The 24,281-nt window shown below is 65.1% G+C and carries 24 protein-coding genes and 1 tRNA gene; 13 read left to right on the top strand and 12 right to left on the bottom strand.

Annotated features, from left to right (window positions below; all coding sequences use genetic code 11):
• Window positions 1-18: 18 nt before the first annotated feature.
• The 4 genes from trpG to trpD are packed head-to-tail and all read right to left on the bottom strand — an operon-like array spanning window position 19 to window position 3,900.
• Window positions 19-654: an anthranilate synthase component II gene (gene trpG, locus MUK72_RS06100; protein WP_244704832.1), complete on the bottom strand. Its 636-nt coding sequence runs from the start codon at window positions 652-654 to the stop codon at window positions 19-21.
• The gene (gene trpE / locus MUK72_RS06095) at window positions 651-2,243 is read right to left on the bottom strand and encodes an anthranilate synthase component I (protein ID WP_244704830.1); all 1,593 of its coding nucleotides are present in this window, start codon (window positions 2,241-2,243) and stop codon (window positions 651-653) included. Before trpE ends, trpG begins: the two co-directional genes overlap by 4 nt.
• Complete coding sequence (locus tag MUK72_RS06090; RefSeq protein WP_244704828.1) at window positions 2,240-2,884, bottom strand: phosphoribosylanthranilate isomerase; 645 nt, start codon at window positions 2,882-2,884, stop codon at window positions 2,240-2,242. Before MUK72_RS06090 ends, trpE begins: the two co-directional genes overlap by 4 nt.
• Window positions 2,881-3,900, bottom strand: a complete 1,020-nt coding sequence (gene trpD, locus MUK72_RS06085; RefSeq protein ID WP_244704827.1) for an anthranilate phosphoribosyltransferase — start codon at window positions 3,898-3,900, stop codon at window positions 2,881-2,883. Before trpD ends, MUK72_RS06090 begins: the two co-directional genes overlap by 4 nt.
• Before the next feature lie 132 nt (window positions 3,901-4,032).
• Here trpD and MUK72_RS06080 point away from each other — a divergent pair.
• From MUK72_RS06080 to MUK72_RS06070, 3 genes are all read left to right on the top strand, one after another.
• Window positions 4,033-4,107, top strand: a tRNA-Val gene (locus MUK72_RS06080).
• The gene (locus MUK72_RS06075) at window positions 4,071-4,289 is read left to right on the top strand and encodes a hypothetical protein (protein WP_244704825.1); all 219 of its coding nucleotides are present in this window, start codon (window positions 4,071-4,073) and stop codon (window positions 4,287-4,289) included. The genes MUK72_RS06080 and MUK72_RS06075 overlap by 37 nt, the downstream gene beginning before the upstream one ends.
• 47 nt (window positions 4,290-4,336) lie before the next feature.
• The gene (locus MUK72_RS06070; protein ID WP_244704822.1) at window positions 4,337-5,488 is read left to right on the top strand and encodes a thiolase family protein; all 1,152 of its coding nucleotides are present in this window, start codon (window positions 4,337-4,339) and stop codon (window positions 5,486-5,488) included.
• Window positions 5,489-5,599: 111 nt separating this feature from the next.
• Here MUK72_RS06070 and MUK72_RS06065 read toward each other — a convergent pair whose 3' ends face one another.
• Together MUK72_RS06065 and MUK72_RS06060 are read right to left on the bottom strand one after the other, a co-directional pair.
• Window positions 5,600-6,817: an acyl-CoA dehydrogenase family protein gene (locus MUK72_RS06065; protein ID WP_244704820.1), complete on the bottom strand. Its 1,218-nt coding sequence runs from the start codon at window positions 6,815-6,817 to the stop codon at window positions 5,600-5,602.
• A 134-nt stretch (window positions 6,818-6,951) separates the two neighbouring features.
• Entirely contained in the window at window positions 6,952-7,131 is a 180-nt protein-coding gene (locus MUK72_RS06060; protein ID WP_244704818.1) for a cold-shock protein, read from the bottom strand.
• 234 nt (window positions 7,132-7,365) lie between these two features.
• On the opposite strand from MUK72_RS06060, the gene lplB reads away from it, so the two are divergent.
• From lplB to MUK72_RS06040, 4 genes are all read left to right on the top strand, one after another.
• Window positions 7,366-7,638 carry a lipoate-protein ligase small subunit gene (gene lplB, locus MUK72_RS06055; RefSeq protein WP_244704816.1) on the top strand — a complete coding sequence of 91 codons (273 nt, stop codon included), beginning with the start codon at window positions 7,366-7,368 and terminating at the stop codon, window positions 7,636-7,638.
• On the top strand, window positions 7,635-8,408 hold the full coding sequence (locus tag MUK72_RS06050) for a lipoate--protein ligase family protein (protein WP_244704815.1): 774 nt from the start codon (window positions 7,635-7,637) through the stop codon (window positions 8,406-8,408). Before lplB ends, MUK72_RS06050 begins: the two co-directional genes overlap by 4 nt.
• Window positions 8,409-8,684: 276 nt before the next feature.
• Window positions 8,685-10,049, top strand: coding sequence for a uracil-xanthine permease family protein (locus MUK72_RS06045; RefSeq protein WP_244704813.1), 1,365 nt, complete (start codon window positions 8,685-8,687; stop codon window positions 10,047-10,049).
• Between the two features lie 102 nt (window positions 10,050-10,151).
• Complete coding sequence (locus MUK72_RS06040; protein ID WP_244704811.1) at window positions 10,152-11,399, top strand: iron-containing alcohol dehydrogenase family protein; 1,248 nt, start codon at window positions 10,152-10,154, stop codon at window positions 11,397-11,399.
• Between the two features lie 40 nt (window positions 11,400-11,439).
• Here MUK72_RS06040 and MUK72_RS06035 read toward each other — a convergent pair whose 3' ends face one another.
• Window positions 11,440-11,793, bottom strand: a complete 354-nt coding sequence (locus MUK72_RS06035) for a lycopene cyclase domain-containing protein (protein ID WP_244705284.1) — start codon at window positions 11,791-11,793, stop codon at window positions 11,440-11,442.
• Between the two features lie 137 nt (window positions 11,794-11,930).
• Here MUK72_RS06035 and MUK72_RS06030 point away from each other — a divergent pair, with 137 nt between their 5' ends.
• Complete coding sequence (locus MUK72_RS06030; protein WP_244704808.1) at window positions 11,931-13,073, top strand: CBS domain-containing protein; 1,143 nt, start codon at window positions 11,931-11,933, stop codon at window positions 13,071-13,073.
• A 96-nt stretch (window positions 13,074-13,169) separates the two neighbouring features.
• Here the strand turns inward: MUK72_RS06030 and MUK72_RS06025 are convergent, their stop codons facing one another.
• The gene (locus tag MUK72_RS06025) at window positions 13,170-14,021 is read right to left on the bottom strand and encodes a cytochrome c oxidase subunit 3 (RefSeq protein WP_004055919.1); all 852 of its coding nucleotides are present in this window, start codon (window positions 14,019-14,021) and stop codon (window positions 13,170-13,172) included.
• Window positions 14,022-14,145: 124 nt separating this feature from the next.
• Here MUK72_RS06025 and MUK72_RS06020 point away from each other — a divergent pair, with 124 nt between their 5' ends.
• From MUK72_RS06020 to MUK72_RS06000, 5 genes are all read left to right on the top strand, one after another.
• The gene (locus MUK72_RS06020; RefSeq protein ID WP_004055918.1) at window positions 14,146-14,550 is read left to right on the top strand and encodes a DUF7541 family protein; all 405 of its coding nucleotides are present in this window, start codon (window positions 14,146-14,148) and stop codon (window positions 14,548-14,550) included.
• Window positions 14,551-14,619: 69 nt separating this feature from the next.
• Window positions 14,620-15,006: a DUF6684 family protein gene (locus MUK72_RS06015; protein WP_244704806.1), complete on the top strand. Its 387-nt coding sequence runs from the start codon at window positions 14,620-14,622 to the stop codon at window positions 15,004-15,006.
• A 130-nt stretch (window positions 15,007-15,136) separates the two neighbouring features.
• Window positions 15,137-16,918 (top strand): cbb3-type cytochrome c oxidase subunit I, encoded by a 1,782-nt coding sequence (locus MUK72_RS06010; RefSeq protein ID WP_004055916.1) that lies wholly within the window; start codon window positions 15,137-15,139, stop codon window positions 16,916-16,918.
• A gap of 346 nt (window positions 16,919-17,264) precedes the next feature.
• On the top strand, window positions 17,265-17,549 hold the full coding sequence (locus MUK72_RS06005) for a DUF7520 family protein (protein WP_049916382.1): 285 nt from the start codon (window positions 17,265-17,267) through the stop codon (window positions 17,547-17,549).
• Window positions 17,550-17,573: 24 nt separating this feature from the next.
• Complete coding sequence (locus tag MUK72_RS06000; RefSeq protein WP_244704804.1) at window positions 17,574-17,945, top strand: universal stress protein; 372 nt, start codon at window positions 17,574-17,576, stop codon at window positions 17,943-17,945.
• Between the two features lie 174 nt (window positions 17,946-18,119).
• On the opposite strand, the gene acs is transcribed toward MUK72_RS06000, so the two are convergent.
• From acs to MUK72_RS05980, 4 genes are all read right to left on the bottom strand, one after another.
• Complete coding sequence (gene acs / locus MUK72_RS05995; protein ID WP_244704802.1) at window positions 18,120-20,099, bottom strand: acetate--CoA ligase; 1,980 nt, start codon at window positions 20,097-20,099, stop codon at window positions 18,120-18,122.
• A gap of 111 nt (window positions 20,100-20,210) precedes the next feature.
• Window positions 20,211-21,911 (bottom strand): acyl-CoA mutase large subunit family protein, encoded by a 1,701-nt coding sequence (locus MUK72_RS05990; RefSeq protein WP_244704800.1) that lies wholly within the window; start codon window positions 21,909-21,911, stop codon window positions 20,211-20,213.
• A 56-nt stretch (window positions 21,912-21,967) separates the two neighbouring features.
• On the bottom strand, window positions 21,968-22,771 hold the full coding sequence (locus tag MUK72_RS05985) for a CBS pair associated ParBc domain-containing protein (RefSeq protein ID WP_244704798.1): 804 nt from the start codon (window positions 22,769-22,771) through the stop codon (window positions 21,968-21,970).
• Window positions 22,772-22,809: 38 nt separating this feature from the next.
• On the bottom strand, window positions 22,810-24,279 hold the full coding sequence (locus MUK72_RS05980) for a DHH family phosphoesterase (protein ID WP_244704796.1): 1,470 nt from the start codon (window positions 24,277-24,279) through the stop codon (window positions 22,810-22,812).
• Window positions 24,280-24,281: the final 2 nt, after the last annotated feature.

Genomic DNA, 24,281 nt, shown 5'->3' with positions numbered 1-24,281 from the left:
TGGCTGGTCGGGTTAACGCTACTGATTCGCGCTCGGGACGCGCTCGCCATCGAGCGCAGAAACGAAGTTCCGAAGGACGTCGTGGCCGACACTCGTGAGCACGCTTTCCGGGTGGAACTGTACGCACTCGATCGGATACTTACTGTGGCGGATCCCCATCACGAGCCCGTCGGCCGTGCGCGCACTCACGGTGAAACAGGCGGGCACGTCGGTGGCGATCAGCGAATGATAGCGCCCTGCCTGGAACCCCTGATCGAGATCGGCGAACACGCCGCGACCGTCGTGATCGATCGAGACGGCCTTTCCATGTACTGGCTCCGGCGCGCGCCCGACCGATCCTCCATACGCGTAGACCGCCGCTTCCAGCCCGAGACAGACGCCGAGCGTCGGAATTCCGGAGCTCACTTCACGGAGTACGTCGAGCGTGACGCCCACGTCGCGGTCGTTTTCCGGGTGGCCCGGCCCGGGACTGATGACGATCCCGTCCGGGTCGGCAGCGCGGATTTCGTCGAGTGAAACCGTGTTGCGCACGACGTGAGTGTTCGCGTGTTCGCTCACGTACTCGACGAGGTTGTAGGTGAACGAATCGAAGTTGTCGACGAACAGGACCTCAGGGCGGTCGGCGGCATCGATGGGGCTCGTCGAGTCGCTCATCGGGAGGGCTCCGGCGTCATCGACGGCCGTTCGATGCGTTCGAGCGCGGCGAGCACGCCCTCGATCTTCTGTTCGGTCTCGTCGTACTCGCTCGCTGGCTCCGAATCGGCGACGACGCCCGCGCCAGCCCGTACGGTGATCCGATCCTCGTTCGTTCCCGACGACCCCGTGGCGTGCTCGATCAGCGCCGTCCGGATCGTGATGGCGATGTCGGCGTCGCCGTCCCACGAGAAGTAGCCGACGCCGCCGCCGTACAGTCCCCGTGGGGAGGTTTCGAGATCATCGATGAGCTCCATCGCGCGGACCTTCGGCGCGCCCGAGAGGGTGCCCATCGGAAAGGCCGCACGCACCGCGTCGAATGCATCGTGTTCCTCCGTCAATCCTCCCGTGACCGTGGATTCGATGTGCTGGACGTGGGAGTATTTCAGCACAGTCATGAACTCCGCGACACGCACGGAGCCGGGCTGACTCACCCGTCGCACGTCGTTGCGCGCCAGATCGACGAGCATCGTGTGCTCGGCGCGTTCCTTCTCGTCGGCGAGCAGTTCGCCCGCGAGCCGGCGATCCTCGACCGGGCTCGATCCCCGGGGACAGGTGCCCGCGAGCGGGTTCGAGACGACCTCGTTACCACGAACGGAGACGAGTGTCTCGGGACTCGCACCCACCACCGAGCGATCGCCGTATTCGAGCAGATACATGTACGGCGAGGGGTTGATCTCGCGGAGGGCGGCGTACAGCCCGCGTGGATCGACCTCGCCGACGAGTTCGCGGGCGCGCGAGAGCACCACCTGATAGCTATCGCCATCGAGGACGTGTTCCTTGGCTCGCCGGACGGACTCCTCATACTCTTCACGCGAGCCAGCGGTCCCCCCGCGGCGCTCGAACCCGCCCACGTCGACCGTCGCAGTAGTGAGTTCCTCGCGGACGCGCGCGACCTCGGCGGCCATCGCATCGTGGATCGCGGTGGGATCGTCGTCGGGGCGGACGAGCGGCGTGAACACGAGCGAGACTTCCTCGGATGCGTGATCGAATGCCACGGTCTTCGTGGTCAGGACGAACTGCGCGTCGGGCACCGATGAATCGGGCCGATCGATCCCGACCTCGTCGAGCTGTAGATCGTAAACCGAATCGTAGGCCAGGTAGCCCACGAGCCCGCCGTCGAGCTGCTGGCGATCGGTGTCGGGGAAATTCACTCGATCGGCATCGGGTAGCGCGCCGCGAAGCCGGTCGAGAACGTCGCCCGTGTCGCTGTCGAACGCTCCTCGATATCGCTCGGCGAAACACTCGATGTCGGTGCCGTCCGGACCGACGGTGACGAGCGCCGCCGGATCGTAGCCGACGAACGAGTAGCGCGCGTGGCCGTCGGCCTCGGTGGGCGCGAACGCCCCGTCGGGGTCGCTGGAGGCGACCTTCTCGGCGCTTTCGAGCAGGAAGGTGTGGTCCGCGTCGTCGGCGAGCGTCGCATACGCCGCGAGCGGTTCGCTGTCGACGTCGAGCCGAGCGACCGCGCGCACGACCGCCGGACGGTCCCGATCGCTCGCCAGATCGACGAACCGCTCGCGACTCGGCGACAGAGTGGCATCGCTCATGCGCGCAACGGCTCCCCGCTGACACGCGCGACGAATCTCTGGAGCTTCGCGTGGTCTTTGGTGCCCGTGCCTCGCTCGTCCTCGATCCCGCTCGATACGTCCACGCCGAACGGTGCAACCGTCTCGACCGCACTGGCGACGTTCTCGGGCGTGAGGCCGCCGGCGAGCAGGACGGGCGCGTCGAGGTCGGCGACGATCTCCCGGGCACGCATCCAGTCGTGCGTCTCGCCGGTGCCGCCCGCACCCTGTTCGTCTGTCGAGTCGAGCACGAGCGCGTCGGCGACGGTCGCGTACTCGTCGAGATCGTCGTCGGCCGCATCGACACCGGCGATCACCGGGACGGTGATGCATTCGGTAAGCTCCCTGACCTCATTCGGCGAGCAGCCATGGACCTGGACCGCATCGGGCGCGACTCGATCGACGAGTGCTGCTCCCTCTTCTGGCGTTTCGGGCATCGTGACGAGTACGCTCGTGACCCTCTCGGGAACCCGATCGACGAGCTCGGCAGCACGATCGGGCGCGAGTTCACGCGGCGTCTCGATCGGCACTCGCGAGACGACCCCGACCATGTCCGCGCCGGCGTCGACGGCGGCGTCGAGATCGCACTCGCGGGTCAGCCCGCAGAGCTTCGTGCGGGTCATCGTCCCTCACCCGCGACCGCCTCGGCCGTGCGCAGCGCGGCGAGTTTCTCGCGGGCACGACCGGCGTCGATAGCTTCGCGGGCATGTTCGACGCCATCCTGGATACTGTCGGCGATACCGGCGACGTACACCGCCGCGCCGGCGTTCGCGTGCACGATGTCGCACTTGGGGCCCTCGATCTCGCCGGTGACGATCCCCCGGAGGTCGGCGGCGTTCTCGGTGGGCGTGCCGCCCGCGACCGCCGCGACGGGGGCCGCGTCGAGACCCAACTTCTCGGGCGTCAGCGTGTACGCCTCGATCTCCGTGCCGCGGACCTCGGCGACGCGCGTCTCGCCGTGGATACAGATCTCGTCCATGCCGGAGCCGTGCACCACGAGCGCGCGGTCGACACCGAGCTGGGCGAGCGCGCGGGCGAGCACGGGCACGAGATCGGGATCGTAGACGCCGACGACCTGCGCGTCCGCGCTCGCCGGGTTCGTCAGCGGGCCGAGTACGTTGAAGATCGTCCGCGTGCCGAGCTCCTTGCGCGGGCCGATGACCGCCTTCATCGCGGGGTGGAACACCGGCGCGAGCATGAACCCGATCCCCTGGCGCTCGATGGCCGCCTCGACATCCGTGGGCTCGGCGTCGATGTCCACGCCGAGCTCGCGGAGCACGTCGGCGCTGCCCGACGAGGAGGAAACCGAGTAGTTGCCGTGCTTGGCGACGTTGACGCCCGCACCGGCGGCGACGACCGCGCTCGCCGTCGAGACGTTGATCGTGTCGTGATCGTCGCCGCCCGTCCCGCAGGTGTCGACGAGCGGCCGGCAGTCAGGTTCGATCGTGCGTGCGGCCGCGCTCATGCCCTGGGCGAAGCCGGCGATCTCGGTCTCGGTCTCGCCTTTCGTCCGCAGCGCCGCGAGCAGCGCTCCCATCTGTGCCTCGGTCGCCCCTTCGAAGATCTCCGTGGCCGCCGTGCGCGCGGCCGACCGCGAGAGATCCTCGCCGTCGGCCACCCGTGCGATGTACTCTTGCATGTTGGGATGTACTGATTCGCGTTGTAATGCACAAGATCGTACATCGGGTTAAATCTACCGTCAGCGATTCCACACCGTGCCCTCGTTCCGAAACCTTCAATTAGGCCCACGGCGGAATAGTGGGTAGAGCAAGGGTTCGTGGTCTAGGCTGGTTATGACACCTCCTTGACATGGAGGAGGCCGGCGGTTCAAATCCGCCCGAACCCACTGATTTTCCGAGTATCTCGACAAGTGATTTCCTAGCTGGTAGCTTCCCGGTGATTTCGAGTACCTCAACGGTCCCGCGGATCTCGGCCGCGAAGTTCGACGAGATGGCGTTGCACGAGCGTTTCGACGGCGTAGTGTTTGACGCCCAATCGAGACAGACGCGAGTACACCCCAGAATATAACGATCGATCGGGCAAAAGAATAAGCCCGTCTGGGACGACTGGAGACCATGCCAGACGCGTACATCGTCGACGCGGTGCGGACCCCGTTCGGCAAGCACGGCGGGTCGTTTCGGGACACCCATCCACAGGATCTCGCGGCGATGCCGCTGGAACGGCTCGAAGAGCGCAACGGGTTCTCCGGATCCGACGACATCGAGGACGTGATCTACGGCTGTGTGGACCCGGTGGACGAACAGGCCAACAACATCGCACGGATCGCGCCGATGGTGGCTGGCTGGGGCGACGACGTGCCGGGCGTGCAGCTCGACCGGATGTGCGGGTCGGGCCAGCAGTCGATCAACTTCGCGGCGGGACAGATCCGTGCGGGCTTCCACGACGTTCTCGTCGCAGGCGGTGTCGAGCACATGACCCGGGTTCCGATGGGTTCGGCCGGCAGTAGTCTCACCGACAGCTACTTCGAGCATTTCGACGAGCTCACCACCCAGGGCGAGGGTGCCGAACGGATCGCCGAGGAGTGGGGGTTCTCCCGAAGCGATCTCGACGGGATCGCCGTCGATTCGCAGAACCGCTGGGCCGACGCCGCGGATGCCGGCCGTTACGACGACCAGGTGGTGCCTACCGACGTGGAGCTCGATGGCGGGACGACCCACGTCGAGACGGACGAACACCCGCGTCCGGGGACGGACATCGAGACGCTCGGCGATCTCCCGCTGGCGTTTCGCGAGGAGGGCGAGGGAGTGATCCACGCCGGCAACTCCTCGGGGATCGTCGATGGTGCGGCGGCGACGTTGGTCGCAAGCGGCGAGGCGTGTGAGCGGTTCGGCTGGGAGCCGATGGCCAGAATCGTCGACAGCCACGTCGTCGGCGTCGATCCCGTGACGATGCTCACGGGACCGATCCCGGCCACGAACGAACTGCTCGACGCGAACGACATGGCGGTGTCCGACATCGACCGCTTCGAGGTCAACGAGGCGTTCGCGTCGGTCGTCGCGGCGTGGCTCGACGAGACGGGTGCCGATTGGAACCGAACGAACGTCTGGGGCGGCGCGATCGCCCACGGTCATCCGCTCGGTGCGACCGGTGCGGCACTCCTCGGAAAGCTGCCCTACCAACTCGACGCGTGTGGCGGCCGGTACGGACTGTGTACGATGTGTATCGGCTTCGGCCAAGGGATCGCCACGCTCATCGAGCGGGTCTGAGATGACCATTTCAACCGAGGCCGAAGACGCGGCAACAGTCGATGACGCCCGTGAGATAGCGTCGAGCCGAGTGTTTACAGTCGGCCCGAAATCACGAATCCGTTCGGAGATTCAGAGGCCGTACTGGCTCGCGATGGTGTTGAGCTGAATCTCGTCGGTTCCCTCGACGATTCGGAAGATCCGTGCCTGGTGGAGACGATCCATGAACGGGTTCTCTTCCGCGAGACCGCTGCTGCCGTGGACCTGTATCACGTCGTCGGCGACCTCCCAGAACGTGTTGGTCGCGAACCACTTCAGGATCGACGACTCGGCGATGGCGGGATCGCCCCCATCGAGCGTCCACGCACATCGCAATCCGGCGGCGTCGGCGGCGTAGACGTTGGCGCGCCCGCGAGCGATCTTGTGCGAGATCGCCTGAAAATCGCCGATCGAGCGGTCGAACGCCTCGCGGTCGGTGGCGAACTCGGTGGCACGATCGAGCAGCCACTCGGCGCTGCCGATCGCTTGGGCACCGATCTCGAGCCGGCCGAGGCCGAGAAATCCCATTGCATCGTAAAAGGCCGCATCGACATCGCCGAGCACGCGATCGGCAGGGACTCGAACGTCGTCGAGCCGGACCTCGGCCTGTCGGCCCACCGATCCGACGGCGTTGTTGAGCGATCCGAGCTCGAACTCGTCGTCTTCGACGATGAAACAGGTGATCCCGCCGTGACGGCCCGCTTCCGCCTGTGGGGTGGTCCGTGCAAAGACCTGAATGAAATCGGCGTAGGGTGCGTTCGTGATCCACTGTTTCGTGCCGTCGAGAACCCACTCGTTACCGTCCTTCTCGGCGTGGGTGTCCATGTTCGGCGAATCGGAGCCCACCCCGGGCTCGGTCTGGGCGAACGCGGTCGTCTTCTCGGCGCGCATCGCCGGTTCGAGATAGTTTTCGATCTGGTCACTCTCGGCCGCCGCGAGCAGCGGCTTCGGGCCCGCCGGCCCCGCGAGGACTTCGTTCGACAGGGGGACGGCGGATGTGGCGAGGCGTTTGTTCGCCCGATACCACGTCACCGCCGACACGTCCTCGCCGCCGACGTCGCTCGGCATGTTCATCGCGTAGTAGCCCGCCTCGGCGCTCCGTTTGCGGACGCGCCCGATCGCATCGAGAACCTCGTCGGTCAATCGCCCATCGGGTTCGTGGCCGAGTCGTGGGTTCGTGAGCGTTTCCCCGAGTTCCGCGGCGATCGGTTCGACCTCCTGTTCCACGAACTCGTCGAGACTCCGAAGGATGAGCTGGGTTTCCTCGTCGATATCGAACGCGACACCGGAATCGTTCGCTGATCGTCCCATGAGTATCCATGCGGTTCGTCGACATCCTACATAAGACCTTGCTACCGACGCCTCACTGCTCGAAGCGCGATCTACACGGACGTCCGTCCGACGGTGTCGGCAACGAACTCGTGCGATCCGGAACGGTGAACGAACTACGTCCGCGAAAGCTTTGCTGCACGCGGTCCGTTTCTCGTTTCGACCATCTCGAACGTGACCTCCTCCCCGAGTTCGGGCAGGTGATCCCGCACAGCGTTCGGAAGGAACAGGACGTCCTTCGCTGTCGCCTCGGTTTCGATGAACCCCGACTGACTGGCGGCATTCACGTGACTCACCGTTCCTTTTGTCAGTGATTCGTGATTCATTGGTTGTACATAGCCATGGTACCGACCCTCAAATAGATGTTGGTGTAATGAAGAATGATGGAGGAAATAGATGCTGAGTGACAGAACGGAAATGACGAGTTCGACCCGGCAAACATCGGAAGCAGTGGACCCGATACAGCCCGCTCTGAACGTGGAGCGTCGATCAGGGTCAGATATTCGGCATACCCAACCGTACGAGCAACCATGGAGCAGACCGGATCAGTGAAAGTGCCGGACGGCAAGCTCGTCACCGTGACCGCGACCTACGAGGATACGATCGAATCGGTCACGATCACCGGGGATTTCTTCCTCGAACCGCCCGAGGCACGGGAGAGGCTCGAACGGGTGATCGAGGGACGACCGACGGACGTCTCGAAGCAGGAACTGGTCGACGCGATTGAAACGGTCGACGCAGAGCTGATCGGCTTTTCGGCCGCCCATCTCGCCGAGGCGGTCCGGGAGGCGATCGACCGATGACCGATCCCGGAGTCACATCCGACGAAAACTGGCGGATCATCGACGACGGTGTGCACGACGAACCGGTCCACCACGCGCTCGATGACGTGTTGATCGATCGCCTCGACGACGGCGAGATGGCACCGACGATCCGCTTCTGGTATCGGACGGGACCGGCGGTGCCGATCGGTCGATTCCAGGCCTATGCCGACGAAGTGGCGGACGAGTACGTCCGCGACCACGATATCGACGTCGTGCGACGGATCACCGGCGGCGGTGCGATGTACGCCGAACCCGGCGCGGTGATCACTTACTCGATCTATCTCCCGCGCGCGGCAGTCGCGGACGATATCGAACGGAGCTACGAACGACTCAACCGATGGGCGATCGACGCGCTCCGTGATCTCGGACTGGCGGCCGTTCACGAACCGCTCAACGATATCGCCCACGAGGACGGCAAGATCGGCGGTGCAGCCCAGCTCCGGCGCTCGAACGCGGTGCTCCACCACGTCACGATGAGCTACGCGCTCGATATCGAGGCGATGCTCCGAACGCTTCGTATCGGTGAAGAGAAACTCTCGGACAAGGCAGTCACGTCCGCCGAGAAGCGCGTCACCCGCATCGCGGACTACGTTGCCGAGGATCGTGAAGCCGTCATCGACCGCCTCAAAGACGAGTTCCGCACCACCTACGGTGGCGAAGCGGGATCGTTGACCGACGACGAGCTGACGACGGCGGAGCGACGTGCCGAGACGACGTTCCGGACGGACGAGTGGAACAAGCGTCTGTAGGCCTCGTAGCGCGGAATCGGAGCACCGCCGTGGCTTTCTGGATCGGATAGCAAAATCCGAGGCGTTCGACCATATAACGGGAACACCACTCTCACCATCTGTCGATAGAGATTCCACAGTTCACTGTGCTTTTGATCGCCGTTTCTCGGACTGTAGTGGGTAGGTTTCGGTTTTCTATATAATCAAATTATTTTCACAGTTCGTTTGGACAACGCTATCATACGATGGACAAAAATGATATATGGGAGCGGTCAGTTCTGACAGTAGTGATAGATAATGGCACGCGATGGACAAAGTGATTTCGGCGAGCTCTACGGTATCGATGAGAAGCCGCCAATGGGGGAGTCCGTGCTGTTGGGCATCCAGCACGTGCTCGCGATGTTGCTGCCGAACATCGCACCACCGCTGATCATCGCCGGAGGTATCGGGCTTGCAACGGGCCAGACCACGTTTCTGGTCCAGATGGCGCTGCTGTTCGCGGGACTGGCGACGGTCGTCCAGACGTCCCCGATCGGGCCAGTCGGGGCACGGCTCCCGATCGTGATGGGGACCAGCTTCACGTTCGTCGGCGGACTCATCGCCATCGGAACGCAGTACGGACTCGCGACGGCGTTCGGTGCGGCGATCGTGGGAGCGTTCGTCGAGATCGCCATCGGCTGGAAGTTCGAGTGGTTCCGCTCGTATTTCACGCCCCTGGTCAACGGACTGATCGTCGTGATCACCGGGCTCTATCTCATCCCGACCGGGATGGACTATCTCGCCGGCGGTGCCGACGCCGCGAACTACGGGGCGTTGATCAACCTCGGCGTCGGGAGCCTCGTTTTCGTCGTCGCGATCCTGTTGAACCAGCTCTTCTCCGGTGTCTTGCGCATCCTGAGCCTCGCGATCGCTATCGTGGGTGGCTACGTCGTGGCTCTCGCCGTCGGTATGGTCGATCTCTCGCCGATCGGGGAGGCGGCGTGGGTCGCGGTTCCCGTCCCGCTGCGGTTCGGCGTCGCGTTCGAGCCGGTACCGATCCTCATCATGGGGTTGATCTACATCACCACCACGATGGAAACCGTTGGCCACATCTCGGCGCTGACTACCGTCGAGAACCGGAATCCGAACGTGGACGAACTCAAAGGTGGGTTGCTCGCCGACGGCGTGATGAGCACGATCGCCGGCGTCTTCGGCGCGTTCCCGAACACGTCGTTCGCGCAGAACATCGGCGTCGTCACGTTCACCGGCGTCATGAGTCGGTTCGTCGTCACGATCGCGGGCGTGATACTCGTGTTGCTCGGACTGGTCCCCAAAGTCGGCGCGCTCATCTCCACGATCCCGTATCCCGTCCTCGGCGGTGCAACGCTCGTGATGTTCGGGATGATCCTGTCGAGCGGGTTCTCGATCCTCAACGACGACGTGCCGATCAACCGCCGGAACATGGTGATCATCGCGGCCGCGATCAGCCTCGGCCTCGGTGTCACCGTCCGTCCCGACGTACTGAGTCAGCTCCCGCAGCAGGCCCAAACGTTCCTCGGCAACGCGGTCGTGATGACGGCGGTAGTGGCGCTCGTTCTCGACAATCTCGTCCCCAAGAGAGACGACACCGGCAGCGTCGATCGAGACATCGGACGATCCGATCCCGCGGAGACCGACGATTGAGGGCCGAGGAACACGTGACTCCGGCGATACTGTCAAACGGTGGATGCTGCACAGCTCCAACAAACGAACGTTTCAACTGGCCAGCTTCGCGAGGAGTCGGGGATGGACGATGACAACGCGGTTCCATCGCGCGTTACCGAGCCGTTTCGCTTCGCGTACGACGCACCGACGCTCCGGTGTGGCCGCCACAGCGCCGGCGAGCTGGGCGAGGAGCTCGCCGCCCGGGGTCTCGAACGCGCGCTCGTCATCAGCGGGCAAACCGTCGGCTCGACGCCGGCGGTCATCGATCCCGTTCGATCGGGGCTGGACGAGCGCCTCGCGGGCGTTTTCGCCGAAACGACGGCCGAAAAACGGCTGTCGACGGCCGCGGCTGGGGCCGAGCGAGTGCGCGATCTGGATGCCGACTGTATCGTCGCACTCGGCGGGGGGAGCAGCCTCGACGCTGCCAAACAGGTGAGCGTTCTCGCCGCACGCGCGGCCGCAGCGGACGACGATCCGGCGACCGTCTACGACGCCGCAGGGACGGAACTCGCCGAGACGGGGACGCTCACCGTGCCCGAAACGGTCGTTCCGATCGTCGCGGTGCCGACGACGCTCGCGGGTGCGGACGTCTCGCAGGGCGGCGGGGTCGCCGCGACGCCCGAGGGTGGATTCGTCGACGAATCGGTGTCCGGTGGTCTCTCGGACCCCGCTCTGCTGCCGGTGGCCGTCGTCGCCGATGCCGCGCTGTTCGCCACGACGCCCGACGACGTGCTCGCTGCCTCGGCGATGAACGGGTTCGACAAGGGTATCGAGACGCTGTACGCCAGCACGGCGACGCCGGTGACCGATGCCACCGCCGTCCGGGGGCTCTCGCTCTATCAGGACGGGCTGCTCGCGTTCGGCGACGGGATACGCGAGCCCTGGGTCTTCGACGCGCTCGCTCGTGGCAGCCTGCTCGTCCAGTACGGCATCTCGCGGCCGGATGCGGGCACGCTCTCGCTGATCCATTCGCTCAGCCACGGCCTGACACGAGGCCATCCCACCCAGCAGGGGACGGCCCACGGCATCGTCGCGCCCCACGCCCTCGACTATCTCTTCGAGCACGTCGACGGCCGGCGGGATCTGCTGGCCGACGCGCTCGGCGTAGCCGATGCCGACGATGCGGCCGACGCGGTCACGACTGCCGTCGCGGACGTCCGGGACGCGCTCGGGCTTCCGACTCGACTCCGTGACGTCGATGGTCCCGAACCGGACGAGTTCCCGGCGGTCGCCGAGACCGTTCTCGCCGATAGCTTCATGGCGAACGTGCCCGCCGATCTGAACCCGACGAGCGAGGGGATCGAGGCGGTGCTGGCGGCGGCGTGGTAGAGAGGGTTCGTATATCGTGACCGCCGCCGTGGTCTCGTTCTCAATCGGCCCGATCGGTTCGCTGCCCGTCCGACACCGTCGCCTCTTCGGCCGTCGCTACCCCGTTGACGAGTTCGTGGATGCCGACGACGAGCGCCGGCACGACGATCATGAAGATGTGCTCCTCGATCGGGATGCCCAGCAGATCGACGCCGGTGCGGAGTTGTATCTCGAAGACACCCACACGGAGGGTGTACCAGTCCCAGACGTACGCGATCGGGTAGAGCGCTAGCACCGTTCGTGCGGCCCGTTTGAGCGACCCGGTGTAGGCCAGCAGCGCGAGCGCGGCCGATCCGAAGACCACCTCGGTCACGAGATAGGTGTACGGGCCGAACACGCCGATGTCCGGGAGCATCATTCCATGCACTACGTGCGCGGGGGACAAGAACTATCGGGCTGCCGAGGTCGGTGGCGTGGTCGGCGACGATACGAAATCGTGAGAATGAGCAAAGTGTTGATTAGCCCCGCCGTTGAACTGGTGAGGGTGAGAGCATGAACATCGCCGACATCGCAACCACCGACCACGCCGAAGTGAGCGCCGACCAGCGCCTCGGGAAGGTTCGAGCGCTCTTCGAGGAGGAGAACCCGCGTGGGCTCATCGTCACCAACGATGGCGAGTACGCCGGCGTGATCACCCAGCGCTCGCTGATGCAGTCACACGTCGAGGACTCGACGAAGGCGAACGCGCTGATGAGCTCGGCCCCACAGGTCAAGCGGACGAGCGACGTGCGGGACGTCGCGCGGATGCTCGTCGAGGGCAACACGAAAGTCGCGCCGGTCGTCGAGGGCGACGGCCTCTGGGGGATCGTCACCGCCGACGCCATCCTGGAAGCCGTTCTCGACAACCTCGACGCGCTCGTCGTCTCGCAGATCCACACCGACGACGTCATCACCATCGCCGAGGACGCCAGCGTCGGCCAGGCGATCAACCTCCTGCGCGAACACGGCGTCTCCCGGCTTCCCGTCGAGAACGAGGCGGGCTACCTCACGGGCGTGGCGACGACCCACGATCTCGTCGATTTCGTCGTGCGCAACATGGATCAGCCGACCGAGGGCGAGCGCTCGGGCGACTCCGATCGCATGCTCGATATCCCCGTCTACGACCTGATGAGCGCGCCCGTCGAGACGATCTCGGGCGACGAATCCGTGCGCGAGGCGGTGTCGCGGATGCTCGACAACGACTACAACGGGCTGGTCGTCACACCGCCCGAGGACGATCGCACCATCGACGGCGTGCTCACCAAAACCGACGTGCTCCGGGCGCTGACGTTCACCGAGGAGGACCACATGGACGTCCAGATCACCAACATCGACCTGCTCGACACGATCACTCGTGAGGGGCTCCGCGAGTCGGTGACGAAGGTCGCCGACAAGTTCCAGGAGATGCAGGTCCACCACGCCCACGTGCGATTCCACAAACACAAGGAGAAACTCCGTGGCACGCCGCTGATCCAGTGTCAGATCCGCCTGCGCACGAGCCAGGGCCAGGTCGCCGGCACCGGCGAGGGCTACGGCGCGGAGAGCGCCTTCCGGGTCGCACTCGACAAACTCGAACGCAACGTCCTCGAACGAAAGGGGATCAGGGCCGACGAGCAGCGCCGCGGGCAGATCCTCAGAAAGCTCAACGAGATCTGATCGGAGGCTCGCGGACGGTGCGACATTTTTCCATCGAACCGGGCAAGCAATGGTTCGGCCGTATCGCGTCGTGTTTCGGTGTGGACGCGCCTCGGATCAGGCCGCGCCGCCGACGTACAGCACGACGACGAGGAACAGCCACACGACGTCGACGAAGTGCCAGTACATCGAGACGGTGCTCACGGAGGTGTGGCGCTCGGCGGTGTACTGGCCAGCGAGTCCGCGCACGAAGACGATCCCGAGGAGGATCGCACCCAGCGTGACGTGGAGGCCGTGCAGTCCGGTGAGGCTGAAGAAGGCGCTGGCGAAGATGCCGTCGGTGAGGGTGAACCCTTCCTCGATGATGAAGGTGTAGTACTCGAAGACCTGACCACCGATGAAGACGATCCCCAGGAGAAGGGTGACGCCGAGCAGCCCGAGGAACCCCTTGCGATTGTCCTTGCGCAGCGAGATCTCGGCGAAGTGGACAGTGAAACTGCTGGCGACCAGCAGCCCCGTGTTGATCAGTACCAACGAGCTGAGGAGATGGGGCAGTTCACCGGGCGGCCACGTGCCCACGCGGATGAAGAAGAAGTAGATGAAGCCGGCACCGAAGGTGGCGATCTCGGTGCCCAGAAACAGCAGCATGCCGAACCGAAGCGATCCCGAATCGCGGCTGTCCGAGCCGCGCGACCAGTAGTCGGCGACGTAGGCGTGATAGAGCCAGCCGAACAGTCCGAGAAGGAAGAGGCCGGCGCTGGCGATGAAGACGATCGGGCCGGCCGATGGCGGGACGAGTTCGATATCGCCGTGTCCCAGGAAGAACAGCGCCGCGCCGAGATAGAGCCCGGCAGCGCCCGCAGCGCTGATGAACGGCCACCAGCTCGCCTCGCCGAACCCGCGCGGCCAGTCCTCGGTCGCCGGAAGGTTGTGTCCCTCCCCCTCACTCGTGTCGTCGGCGGTTCCCATACGCGCCGGTTGCACACCGATGATTAAAAACCCTCTTACACCGCTCGGCAGCCAGCCGCCGGCTGCTCGCCACGGATGGTGGTCGTTTCGATGGGTTTGTTACGCTCGCAGCCCATGGATCGGTATGGACGACCAGCCAGGGTTGAGCGACCAGTATCGGATGTCGAGTCCGTGGCCGCTCATCGTCGTGCTCGGCCTCCTGTTTTCGGAGCTCGGTCTGTTGTTCAACGTGTTTCCAGTCGCCGTCGGCGGGCTCTTGCTGTTCGTCGGAGCCATCGCCGGCATCGTGCTCGAATCGGGCTACGCCGACCGGCCGTGGAACCTGCTCGCGGGACTCGGCGTCGCGCTCTGTGTGCTCGGCGCGCTCGTCACGGTGACCCAACTCGACAGCGTCACGCTCGATGCGATCACCACCGTCGTCGGCCAACCCAACGGGATCGTCGGCCGTGGCGTCGAGCTGCTGATCGCGGGTATCGTCTCGGTCGTCATCGGGGCGGGCGGGCGCGTCGCCGAGAGCGAGTCCATCTGACGGTCCGGAATCGAACGAGACACCGGGGAACCGACAACCTATTTATCCGGCCGGGTGAAGGGGCCAATCATGTCAGAGCGCACGTTCGACCGCGAGACGCTCCTCGACCTCACGGTCAACATCGTTCCGCTCGGGATCCTCACGTTCTTCATCCTCGTCTTCCTGTTCGCCAGCCCGTGGGAGCTCGACCCGTTCGTGACCGCCATCAGCATCGGGCTGTTGGTCGTTCCGTTCGCCGTCCTCGTTCTGGTCACGTTCGTCTCCGGGCGGGCGGTCGCACAGGACGAACAGAGCGCTGCAACCGCCGGCGAACTCTCGGCGAGCGACGCAACTCTCGATAGCGGTGTCGAAGAGGAGCCGGTGAACGACGATCACCCCGAAAGCGATGCCGAAACCGACGAGAGCAACGATACCGAGCGCGACGACGCTGGCGGCGACGAGGACGACGAGAACTGACGCCATCGTCGGCGAGGGACGCCGCTTACGTCCTGCGATCGGCGTGTGGGCAACCGGAATCTAAGGATTCTTTACCCCGTAGGTCACAGGGTCGGACATGGTAGAAGCGCAGTTGGTGTTGACAGCGTTGATGGGGCTGTTCCTGGCGGGCGTGGCCGTCTGGCTCAGCCGCATCGAGGACTGGCGTTCGTACACGCCGCTTGCCGGCGGCGGTGGTGCCGTCGGCGAGGAGAGCGGCTACGCGCACAACGAAAAGCCGAGTGGTCTCATCCGATGGCTGACGACCGTCGATCACAAGGACATCGGGATTCTCTACGGGGTCTACTCCATCATCGCGTTCGCCGTCGGTGGCATCATGGTCATTCTGATGCGGACCGAGCTTCTCACGCCCGACGAGGCCATCATCGGCTCGCAGTTCTACAACTCACTGCTGACCAGTCACGGCATCACGATGCTGTTCCTGTTCGGCACGCCGATGATCGCGGCCTTCGGGAACTACTTCATTCCGCTGCTCGTCAACGCCGAGGACATGGCGTTCCCACGCATCAACGCCATCGCGTTCTGGATGCTGCCGCCGGGGGCGCTGCTGGTCTGGGCCGGCTTCCTCGTCGTTCCGTTTACCGATATTCAGCCCGCACAGACCGCCTGGACGCTGTACACGCCGCTATCGGCCGGTGTCGGCACCGGTACGCAGGCCGGCGTCTCCGGGCTCGGCATCGACTTCATGCTGTTGGGACTGCATTTCACCGGTCTGTCGGCGACGATGGGTGCGATCAACTTCATCGCGACCATCTTCACCGACCGCGGCAGCGACGTCAACTGGGCGAATCTCGATATCTTCAGCTGGACGATGCTCACCCAGTCGGGACTGATCCTCTTCGCGTTCCCGCTGCTGGGCAGCGCGCTCATCATGCTGCTGCTCGACCGTAACTTCGGGACGACGTTCTTCCTCGCGGAGGGTGGTGGGCCGATCCTCTGGCAACATCTGTTCTGGTTCTTCGGCCATCCGGAGGTCTATATCCTCGCGCTCCCGCCGATGGGGCTGGTCAGTTTCATCCTCCCGAAGTTCTCCGGACGCAAGCTGTTCGGCTTCAAGTTCGTCGTCTACTCGACGCTGGCCATCGGCGTGCTCTCCTTTGGCGTCTGGGCACACCACATGTTCGCGACCGGCATCGACCCGCGCATCCGCGCGAGCTTCGAGGCCGTCTCGCTCGCGATCGCCATCCCGAGCGCCGTGAAGGTGTTCAACTGGACGACGACGCTCTGGGGCGGGAATCTCAGGCTCACCGCGCCGATGCTGTTCTGTGTCGGTGCGGTCTCGAACTTCATCTTCGGCGGCGTCACCGGCGTGTTCACGGCAGCGATCCCGATCGACCTCGTGTTGCACGACACCTACTACATCGTCGGTCACTTCCACTACATCCTCATGGGACTGCTCGCCTTCACGGTGTTCGCCGGGATCTACTACTGGTTCCCCATCATCACCGGCAAGATGTACCAGAAGCGCCTCGCGAAGTGGCACTTCTGGCTGACGATGATCGGGACGAACATCACGTTCTTCGCCATGCTCCTGCTCGGCTATCTCGGCATGCCCCGCCGGTACGCGACCTACACCTTCGGCGTCGGTCCCCAGCAGATAATCGAGGTCCTCCACCAGGTGACGACGCTCGGGGCGTTCATCCTGCTGGTCGGCCAGATCATCTGGGTCTGGAACATGATCCAGTCGTGGTACGAAGCGCCGACGCTCCAGGACAACGACCCCTGGGATCTCAAGGAGACCGGCCAGTTCACCAACGAGTGGGGCTGGAACGAACGCCGCCTCGAGACGGCCATCGCCGACGGCGGCGAGGAAGAGGAGGCAACGATGACCGACGGCGGCGACCCCGTCGACGGGTCGGCCGACGCCGAGTAGGCGTTCGACACGCCGACCGAACGTTCGACTGTTGTCGCGATTTTCGCTGTCACAGAACGGTTGGATAGGTCCGGCTATCGATCGAGAGATCCGCTATCGCCGCTGCCGTCTGCTGGCACTACCGACGACGTCTGAGATACCGTTTTTCGAGATGGTACTGGGGCGTGGAAAAGAGGTCTACGACAGCTCGGAGCGGCTCAACTGGTGGCGACGAGAACGACGGCCATGACCGCCATCAACAGTGCGATGCCCGAGAGGACCGCCAGCAGGATCTCCTTTTCGCTCATGGCACACATAGCGGACACGCGGACAAAAGGCTAATCTTCCGGCGAGCGGTAGTAGTCGTGTGTCCGAGACCCCAACGCGCGGACGGCAAGCGGATTACAGCGGCCGCAGCGTCGTGTTCGGCATCTATTGCGTCGCTATCGGCGTCGCCGGAGTGATGGGCTTTCTCCTCGGAATGATCGGGCCGGACGCGCTCCGCTCGGTGAAGCTGTTTTTCCTCATCGAGATGCCACCGACGCCGCTCGGGCTTGCGGTCTACGGAATGGTGACGCTCGCGACCATCCTCGGCGTGCTCTTGCTCGCGGTCCGGTTCGTCTCCCGCCGCTACGGCGACCGGGACCGGTAAGACGGCGCGGCCCGTTCACGAATCATGTACACCGTTGTCGTGGGTGCCGGTACGGACCACGAACGCACGCTGCGGAAAGCTCGCGCGATCGTCGATCTGCCCGCGGCCACGGACTCCCTCGCTGTCGTGCTAGTGCGGGCAGGCAACGGCTCCGCCGACCCGTCGGAGATCACCGCATTCTTCGACGAACACGATATCGACACCACCGTCGAAACCGTGAGCAGCGATCCACCAACCGCGCTCGTCGAAGTGGCGGCCGAGCGCGAGGCCGATCTCATCTGCGTCGGTGGTCGGACGCGCTCGCCGGCCGGGAAGGCACAGCTGCGTAGCGGTGCACAGTCGGTGATCGTCAACGCCGATCGTCCGGTGCTGGTCGCGGGCGAGCCGGATCACTGATCCAATCGCGCGTCACGGACGCCGAACGCGAACACGAGCGACAGTACGGCCGCCTCGCCTTCGCCCGGAAGGAGGTCAGCGTCGACGAGAGTCAGGAGGTCGATCGTGAGGCCGAATCCCGCGATATCGAGCGGTGCCGGATTCCCGCTCTCTATCGGGTGGCGTGGCGTCGTTCTAGTCGGCCTGAAGCTGATCGCGGATCGTCTCGGGCACGCTCGGGTCGGCGAGCGTGCTCGTGTTGCCGAGTTCCTCGTCGTTGGAGATGTCCTCCAGGAGTCGGCGCATGATCTTCCCCGAGCGGGTCTTCGGCAGTTCGTCGACGAACAGCACGTTCGACGGCCGGGCGAACTTGCCGATCCCCTCCTCGACGGATTCGACGATGCGCTCGCGCAGCTCCTCGGTTTCCTCGACGCCCTCCCTGACGGTGACGTAGACGTCCGGCACCTCACCTTTCTCGGCGTCGTCGCGCGCGGCGACGGCCGCTTCGGCGACGTCCTCGACCTCCGCGATCGCGCTTTCGAGCTCCATCGTTCCGAGACGGTGGCCGGCGACGTTCATCACGTCGTCGAGCCGGCCGAGGATCCGGTAGTAGCCATCTGTTCCCTGGACGGCCGCATCGCCCGCCTCGTAGATCCAGTCCACGGAGTCGTCGGAGTCGGTATCCGAAAACCGCTCCCAGTATTCGTCGATGAACCGTTCGTCGTCGCCGTGGACGGTTTGAAGCATGCCCGGCCACGGCCGCGTGATGGCGAGGTTGCCCGCCTCGCCGGACTCGGGCGCGATCTCCTCGCCCGCGTCGTCGAGAATGGCCGGCTCGATTCCGGGGGCCGGATGGCCGGCGCTGCCGGGTTTCATGTCCTGAATCGCCGGCAGGTTCGTGATCATGTGTCCACCGTTTTCGGTCTGCCACCAGGTGTCGACGATGACGGCGCTCTCGTCGCCGACGTGTTTGTAGTACCAGAGCCAGGCCTCGGGCTGGATCGGCTCGCCGACGGTCGTCATGTGCCGGAAGTCGAAGTCGTAGCCCTCCAGCTCCTCCTCGCCCCACTTCATGAACTGGCGGACTGCCGTCGGCGAGGTGTGGAAGATGTCGACGTCGTACTTCTCGGCGATCTCCCAGGTCCGTCCCCTGTGCGGATAGTCGGGCGTCCCCTCGTACATCACCGAGGTGGTGCCGAGCGAGAGCGGCCCGTAGACGATGTAGCTGTGGCCGGTGATCCAGCCGATATCCGCCGAACACCAGTAGGTGTCGCTCGGCTTGATGTCCTCGTCGTACTTGGCGGTGCCCGTCGCGTAGGCGAGATAGCCACCCGTCCGGTGCTGGCAGCCCTTCGGCTGGCCCGTCGTCCCCGAGGTGTACATGAGAAAGAGCGGGTCCTCGGCGTCGCGGCTGACCGGTGCGACGCGCTCGCCCCGGTGGTCGGCGAGGAGTTCCGAAACCAGCGTGTAGTCGTCGCTGACCTCGACCTGTGGCTCGTCGTGGCGCGTCCACGCGAGCACGTCGGGATCGACGTCGACCTCGGCCATCGCCTCGTCGGCCTTCTCGATGTGTTCGAGGAAGTCGCCACGGCGATAGTAGCCGTCGATGGTGACGACGTGATCGGAGTCGGCGTCGTCGACCCGTTCGGCGAGCGCGCTCGCCGAGAAACCGGCGAAGACGACGCTGTGGGGCGCACCGATGCGCGCGCACGCGAGCATCGTGATCGGCAGCGCCGGCACCATCGGGAGATGGATCGTGACGATGTCGTCCTCCCCGACGCCGGCCGAGCGCAGCGCGGCGGCCATCTCGTTGACCTCGCGATAGAGGTCCTGGTAGCTGACGTTGCGCTGCTCGCCGTCCTCGCCCTCCCAGAGCAGCGCGGTCTGGTTCTTGCGCTCGTCGAGATGGCGGTCGATGCAGTTGTGGCTAGCGTTCAGTTTCCCGCCGACGAACCACTCGTAGAAGGGCGGGTTCGAGTCGTCGAGCACCTCGTCCCAGTGCTCGTCCCAGTCGAGCATTGCGGCGTACTCCTCGAACCCCTCGGGGAACTCGTCGAACCGGTCGTAGACCCCGGGGTCGGTCATGTTGGCCTGCCCGACGAACTCGGTCGGCGGTTCGAAATACTCCTGTTCGGCCAGTCGTGATTCGATCGTCAACTCGTCATCGGTTGTCATGAATTGTCGTACCCAAATGTGGCCGACGGCGCGGTGGCACATAATTGTTATCCCGGCGATTCCGAACGACGTCTGCGGATCGAATGCCGGCGAGACGATCGGGCGACGGGATCAGGCCACGCCGACGGTCTCGCGGTAGGAGCCGTGGCGGCGCTCGAACAGCTCCATGATCTCGCCCATCGTCGTTCCCACCTTTACCGCTTCGACGATGGCTGGCATGGTGTTGTCACCGTTCTCGACCGCTTCGCCGAGCGTTTCGAGTGCGTCCTTGACGGCCGCGTCGTCGCGTTCGTCTTTTACTTCGGCGAGGCGATCGCGCTGACGTTCCTGCACCTCGTCGTCGACGTGGAGCATCTCTGGTTTGGTGTCCTCGTCGGACTCGTAGGCGTTGACCCCGACGACCGTCTCCTCGCCCGTCTCGACGCGTTCTTGATACTCGAAGGAGGCGTCCTGGATCTCGCGATGGAAGTAGCCCTGTTCGATACCCGCGAGTACGCCGTCGCGCACCGAGCCGTCACCCATCTCGCGGATCTCCTCGATGTAGGCCATCGCCTTTTCTTCCGTTTCGTCGGTGAGGCTCTCGACCGCGAAACTCCCGCCGAGGGGATCGACGATGTCCGCCGCGCCCGACTCCTCGGCGATGATCTGCTGGGTTCTGAGTGCCACTCGCACCGCCTTCTCGGAGGGAAGCGCGAGCGCCTCGTCGTAGCTGTTGGTGTGGAGGCTCTGCGTTCCGCCCAACACCCCCGCGAGCGCCTGGACCGTCACGCGCGCGACGTTGTTCAGGGGTTGCTGGGCGGTGAGGCTCTGGCCGGCGGTCTGGGTGTGGAACTTGAGCTGTTTCGATTTCGGATCCGCGGCGTCGTACCACTCGTCCATTACGTTCGCGTAGATGCGCCGCGCGGCCCGGAACTTCGCCACCTCCTCGAACAGCGAGTTGTGCGAGTTGAAGAAAAAGGAGAGCTGTGGTGCGAACTCGTCGATATCGAGCCCGCGATCGAGTGCGTCCTCGACGTAGGCGAACCCGTCGGCCAGGGTAAAGGCGAGCTCCTGGATCGCCGTCGAGCCCGCCTCGCGGATGTGATAGCCCGAGATCGAGACGGGTTTGATCTTCGGGGTCTCCGCGACGGCGAACTCGATCGTGTCGGTGACGAGATCGAGCGACGGATCGGGCGGGATGACCCACTCCTTCTGCGCGATGAACTCCTTCAGCATGTCGTTCTGCATCGTCCCCCGGAGTTTTTTCCTGGGTACCCCGCGCTCGTCGGCGAGGGCGACGTACATCGCGAAGATCACCGGCGCGCTCGGGTTGATCGTGAATGAGGTCGAAACTTCTTCCAAATCGATACCGTCGAAGAGGATCTCCATGTCTCTGAGCGTGTCGACCGCGACGCCCTCCTTCCCGACCTCGCCGTCGGCCATCGCGTCGTCCGAGTCGATCCCCATCAGCGTCGGCATGTCGAACGCCGTCGACAATCCCGTTTGACCCTCGTCGACGAGGTAGTGGAAGCGCTCGTTGGTCTCCTCGGCGGTGCCGAAGCCGGCGAACTGGCGCATCGTCCACGTCCGCCCGCGATACATCGTCGGGTAGACTCCGCGCGTGTACGGCTCCTCGCCGGGGAACCCCAGATCCTCGTCGTAGTCGATGTCGGCGACGTCGTCGGGCGTGTAGAGTCGGTCGACGTCGAGGTTCGAAACCGTGGCGAAGTTCTCTTGGCGTTCACCGTGGCGCTCCAGAACGGGGTCGAGGGTCTCCTCGGCCCACCGTTCCTTCCCCTCGCGTATCGCTTCGAGGTCCTCCTCGTCGTACATGCGCGCAGTTTTTGCGTGGGTCGTCAATGAAGGTTCCGGGGCAGTGAGATGTGCCCTCACTCGGGGTTCTGGAGACGTTCGACGCTCTCGATGAGCGGATGGTGGGCGTAGTCGACGACCGCGATGTCGTCGATCGTCGAGAGCCCCTCGTTGCGCGCGGTCTGTGCCATCCCGAGCTCGACGCGTTCGTCGACCACGATGACGTAGGCGTCCATCTCCTCGATGCCCGACTGGGCGGCAGCCTTCACCCGATGGTGGCCGTCGGCGAGCAGCAGTTTCGCACCCCCGTTGTCGATGACGACGAGCGGTTCGGTCAGCCCGTGTTCGAGTTCGTAGCGCCGCCCTTCGAGCTCGTCGCCGTACACCTTCGACTGGGTGGGCGTCAGGTCTGCGAGCGCGACGCGCCGGCGCTCCTCGGCCGTCTCGACGCCGTGGATGTTTTCGAGCGTGCGCGAGAGCTTGCCCACTTTCTCGGGCGTGGCGCGCTCGATCTGGCTGCGGACGACGTCGGTGTTGGCGATGATCCCCGTGAGATTGCCGGCGTCGTCGACGACCGGGAGTTTCTGGATGCCCGAGCGCAGGATGACGCGCGCGGCGTCCGAGAGCGCCATGTCGGGGTGTGCGACGACGAGATCGTCGCTCATGACGGTGAAGACGAGCGCGCTGTCGTCGGCGAGCAGGAGGTCGCGGGCGCTGACGAAGCCGATGCAGTTGCGCCCCTCGCAGACCGGCAGACCGCTGTGTTCCTCGGTTTCGGCGATGCGGCTGGCGACCGCCGCGACCGTGTCGTCGGGCGAGACGGTGGCGACATCGCGGGTCATGTAGTCGGCGACCCGTGGCTTGTCGCTGCCTTCGGTCATTGCTAGGCCGTCGCCGCGGGCGGACAAAAGCGTCTCGTTCAGTCGCGTGGCGACCCCTCATCGTCAGCGTCGCCACCCTCGTCGGCGAACGGACCGACCGAGCGCGCGTCGGGGCGCGAGTCGATGGCCGTGAAGAAGCGCTCGACGATGAGATCGTGAACGATCTCCGAGAGCGCCGCCTCCTCGTTCTCGCCGAGCAGCCCGAGCGGGATCTGTGCGCCGGCCATGTCGGCGTGACCGCCGCCGCTGCCGATCCGATCGAAGGCGTCGCGCAGGGTTTCGCCGATGTCGAGTGTCGCCCCGCGGGTCCGCCCCGAGCAGTAGACCGTCCCGTCGATGATGCCGTACACCAGTGTGGTCCGCACGCCCTCGATATCGAGCAGCTGGTCGGCCGACTGGGCGAGCGCGTCGCGTTCGTGGAGCTCCTCGATATGGCTCACGAGCACCGAGCCGTGGACCTCACGGTTGGTGATCGCCCGCGCCATCGTTTCGAGCGTCTCGGCGCTCATGCTCGGCGTCGCGATCCGTTCGAGCACCGACTCGTCGGTGAAGGGGAGCAGGTAGGCTGCAGCGTCGAAATCCACCGTCGAAGCCTCGCGTCGGAAGTCGTCCGTGTCGACGCGGATCCCGTAGAGCAGCGCGGTCGCGACGGTCTCGTCGATCTCGATGCCGAGCTGGCGGAGATATTCGACGAGCAGCGTGCTCGTCGCGCCCACGTCGCTCCGGAGATCGACGAACCGCGCCTCGACCGGCGCGCGCGGTGGATGGTGGTCGATCAGCACGTCCACGGGGGTGTTCTCGGGCAGTTGGTCGTTGACGCCCGGCCGGGAGTGATCGACGAGCGCGATCCCGTCGTATTCGTCGATGTCGCCCGGTTCGAGCTCGCGGAGCTCGACGTCCAGGACGTTGATCAGCGCGCGATTTTCCTGATGGGTGATCTCGCCGAAATAGCAGATCTCCGCCTCGCGGCCGACCGTCCGTGCGACCTTACAGAGCGCGAGTGCACTCGCGATCGCGTCGGGGTCGGGGTTGTCGTGGGTGACGACCGCGAGCGGCCCGTCGATCGAGCGGAGCACACGCCGGAGCCGTCGGGGACGCATGCTCGCCTCGCCGATGCGTTCGACGAGATCGCCGGCGACGGTCGCCTCCCTGTCGACGAGTCGGTCGGCGATCGACTCGATCTGCAGCCGTGTTTCGACAGCGGGTTCCTCGCCCGCATACGCGAGGACGAAGGCATCGGGATGGTGTTCACGGGCGAGTTCGGCGGCCGCACGGTTGGTGGCCGGGTCGTCGTCGGCCACGACGACGATGTCGATCGAGCGTTCGACCGCCGCGAGGGTTTCGGGGTCGGTCGGGTCGGCCAGGCGGGCCGTGACGCGGTCGCTGCGGAGGGTTTCGATGCGATGTTCGTCCGCACAGCAGACCAGCACCGTCCCCGGCCGGTCGGCGAGCTCGCTCACGAGCGTCCGACCGACGGAGCCGCAACCGAGCACGAGCCGCGAGACCATGC

The sequence above is a fragment of the Halococcus dombrowskii genome (assembly GCF_022870485.1).
GTDB lineage: Archaea > Halobacteriota > Halobacteria > Halobacteriales > Halococcaceae > Halococcus > Halococcus morrhuae.
This window is presented reverse-complemented; position numbering and strand designations above follow the sequence as displayed.

What these genes read in the sequence shown, in the direction of transcription:
- trpD (WP_244704827.1), bottom strand. Translation starts at nt 3,900, where the DNA reads ATGCAAGAGTACATCGCACGGGTGGCCGACGGCGAGGATCTCTCGCGG.
- MUK72_RS06025 (WP_004055919.1), bottom strand. Translation starts at nt 14,021, where the DNA reads ATGGGAACCGCCGACGACACGAGTGAGGGGGAGGGACACAACCTTCCG.
- MUK72_RS05985 (WP_244704798.1), bottom strand. Translation starts at nt 22,771, where the DNA reads ATGACCGAAGGCAGCGACAAGCCACGGGTCGCCGACTACATGACCCGC.
- trpE (WP_244704830.1), bottom strand. Translation starts at nt 2,243, where the DNA reads ATGAGCGATGCCACTCTGTCGCCGAGTCGCGAGCGGTTCGTCGATCTG.
- MUK72_RS06090 (WP_244704828.1), bottom strand. Translation starts at nt 2,884, where the DNA reads ATGACCCGCACGAAGCTCTGCGGGCTGACCCGCGAGTGCGATCTCGAC.
- MUK72_RS05980 (WP_244704796.1), bottom strand. Translation starts at nt 24,279, where the DNA reads ATGGTCTCGCGGCTCGTGCTCGGTTGCGGCTCCGTCGGTCGGACGCTC.
- MUK72_RS06050 (WP_244704815.1), top strand. Translation starts at nt 7,635, where the DNA reads ATGACCGATCCCGGAGTCACATCCGACGAAAACTGGCGGATCATCGAC.
- MUK72_RS06035 (WP_244705284.1), bottom strand. Translation starts at nt 11,793, where the DNA reads ATGCTCCCGGACATCGGCGTGTTCGGCCCGTACACCTATCTCGTGACC.
- MUK72_RS06040 (WP_244704811.1), top strand. Translation starts at nt 10,152, where the DNA reads ATGGACGATGACAACGCGGTTCCATCGCGCGTTACCGAGCCGTTTCGC.
- MUK72_RS06045 (WP_244704813.1), top strand. Translation starts at nt 8,685, where the DNA reads ATGGCACGCGATGGACAAAGTGATTTCGGCGAGCTCTACGGTATCGAT.
- trpG (WP_244704832.1), bottom strand. Translation starts at nt 654, where the DNA reads ATGAGCGACTCGACGAGCCCCATCGATGCCGCCGACCGCCCTGAGGTC.
- MUK72_RS06065 (WP_244704820.1), bottom strand. Translation starts at nt 6,817, where the DNA reads ATGGGACGATCAGCGAACGATTCCGGTGTCGCGTTCGATATCGACGAG.
- MUK72_RS06020 (WP_004055918.1), top strand. Translation starts at nt 14,146, where the DNA reads ATGGACGACCAGCCAGGGTTGAGCGACCAGTATCGGATGTCGAGTCCG.
- MUK72_RS06075 (WP_244704825.1), top strand. Translation starts at nt 4,071, where the DNA reads ATGGAGGAGGCCGGCGGTTCAAATCCGCCCGAACCCACTGATTTTCCG.
- acs (WP_244704802.1), bottom strand. Translation starts at nt 20,099, where the DNA reads ATGACAACCGATGACGAGTTGACGATCGAATCACGACTGGCCGAACAG.
- lplB (WP_244704816.1), top strand. Translation starts at nt 7,366, where the DNA reads ATGGAGCAGACCGGATCAGTGAAAGTGCCGGACGGCAAGCTCGTCACC.
- MUK72_RS06070 (WP_244704822.1), top strand. Translation starts at nt 4,337, where the DNA reads ATGCCAGACGCGTACATCGTCGACGCGGTGCGGACCCCGTTCGGCAAG.
- MUK72_RS06010 (WP_004055916.1), top strand. Translation starts at nt 15,137, where the DNA reads ATGGGGCTGTTCCTGGCGGGCGTGGCCGTCTGGCTCAGCCGCATCGAG.
- MUK72_RS06015 (WP_244704806.1), top strand. Translation starts at nt 14,620, where the DNA reads ATGTCAGAGCGCACGTTCGACCGCGAGACGCTCCTCGACCTCACGGTC.
- MUK72_RS06030 (WP_244704808.1), top strand. Translation starts at nt 11,931, where the DNA reads ATGAACATCGCCGACATCGCAACCACCGACCACGCCGAAGTGAGCGCC.
- MUK72_RS06000 (WP_244704804.1), top strand. Translation starts at nt 17,574, where the DNA reads ATGTACACCGTTGTCGTGGGTGCCGGTACGGACCACGAACGCACGCTG.
- MUK72_RS05990 (WP_244704800.1), bottom strand. Translation starts at nt 21,911, where the DNA reads ATGTACGACGAGGAGGACCTCGAAGCGATACGCGAGGGGAAGGAACGG.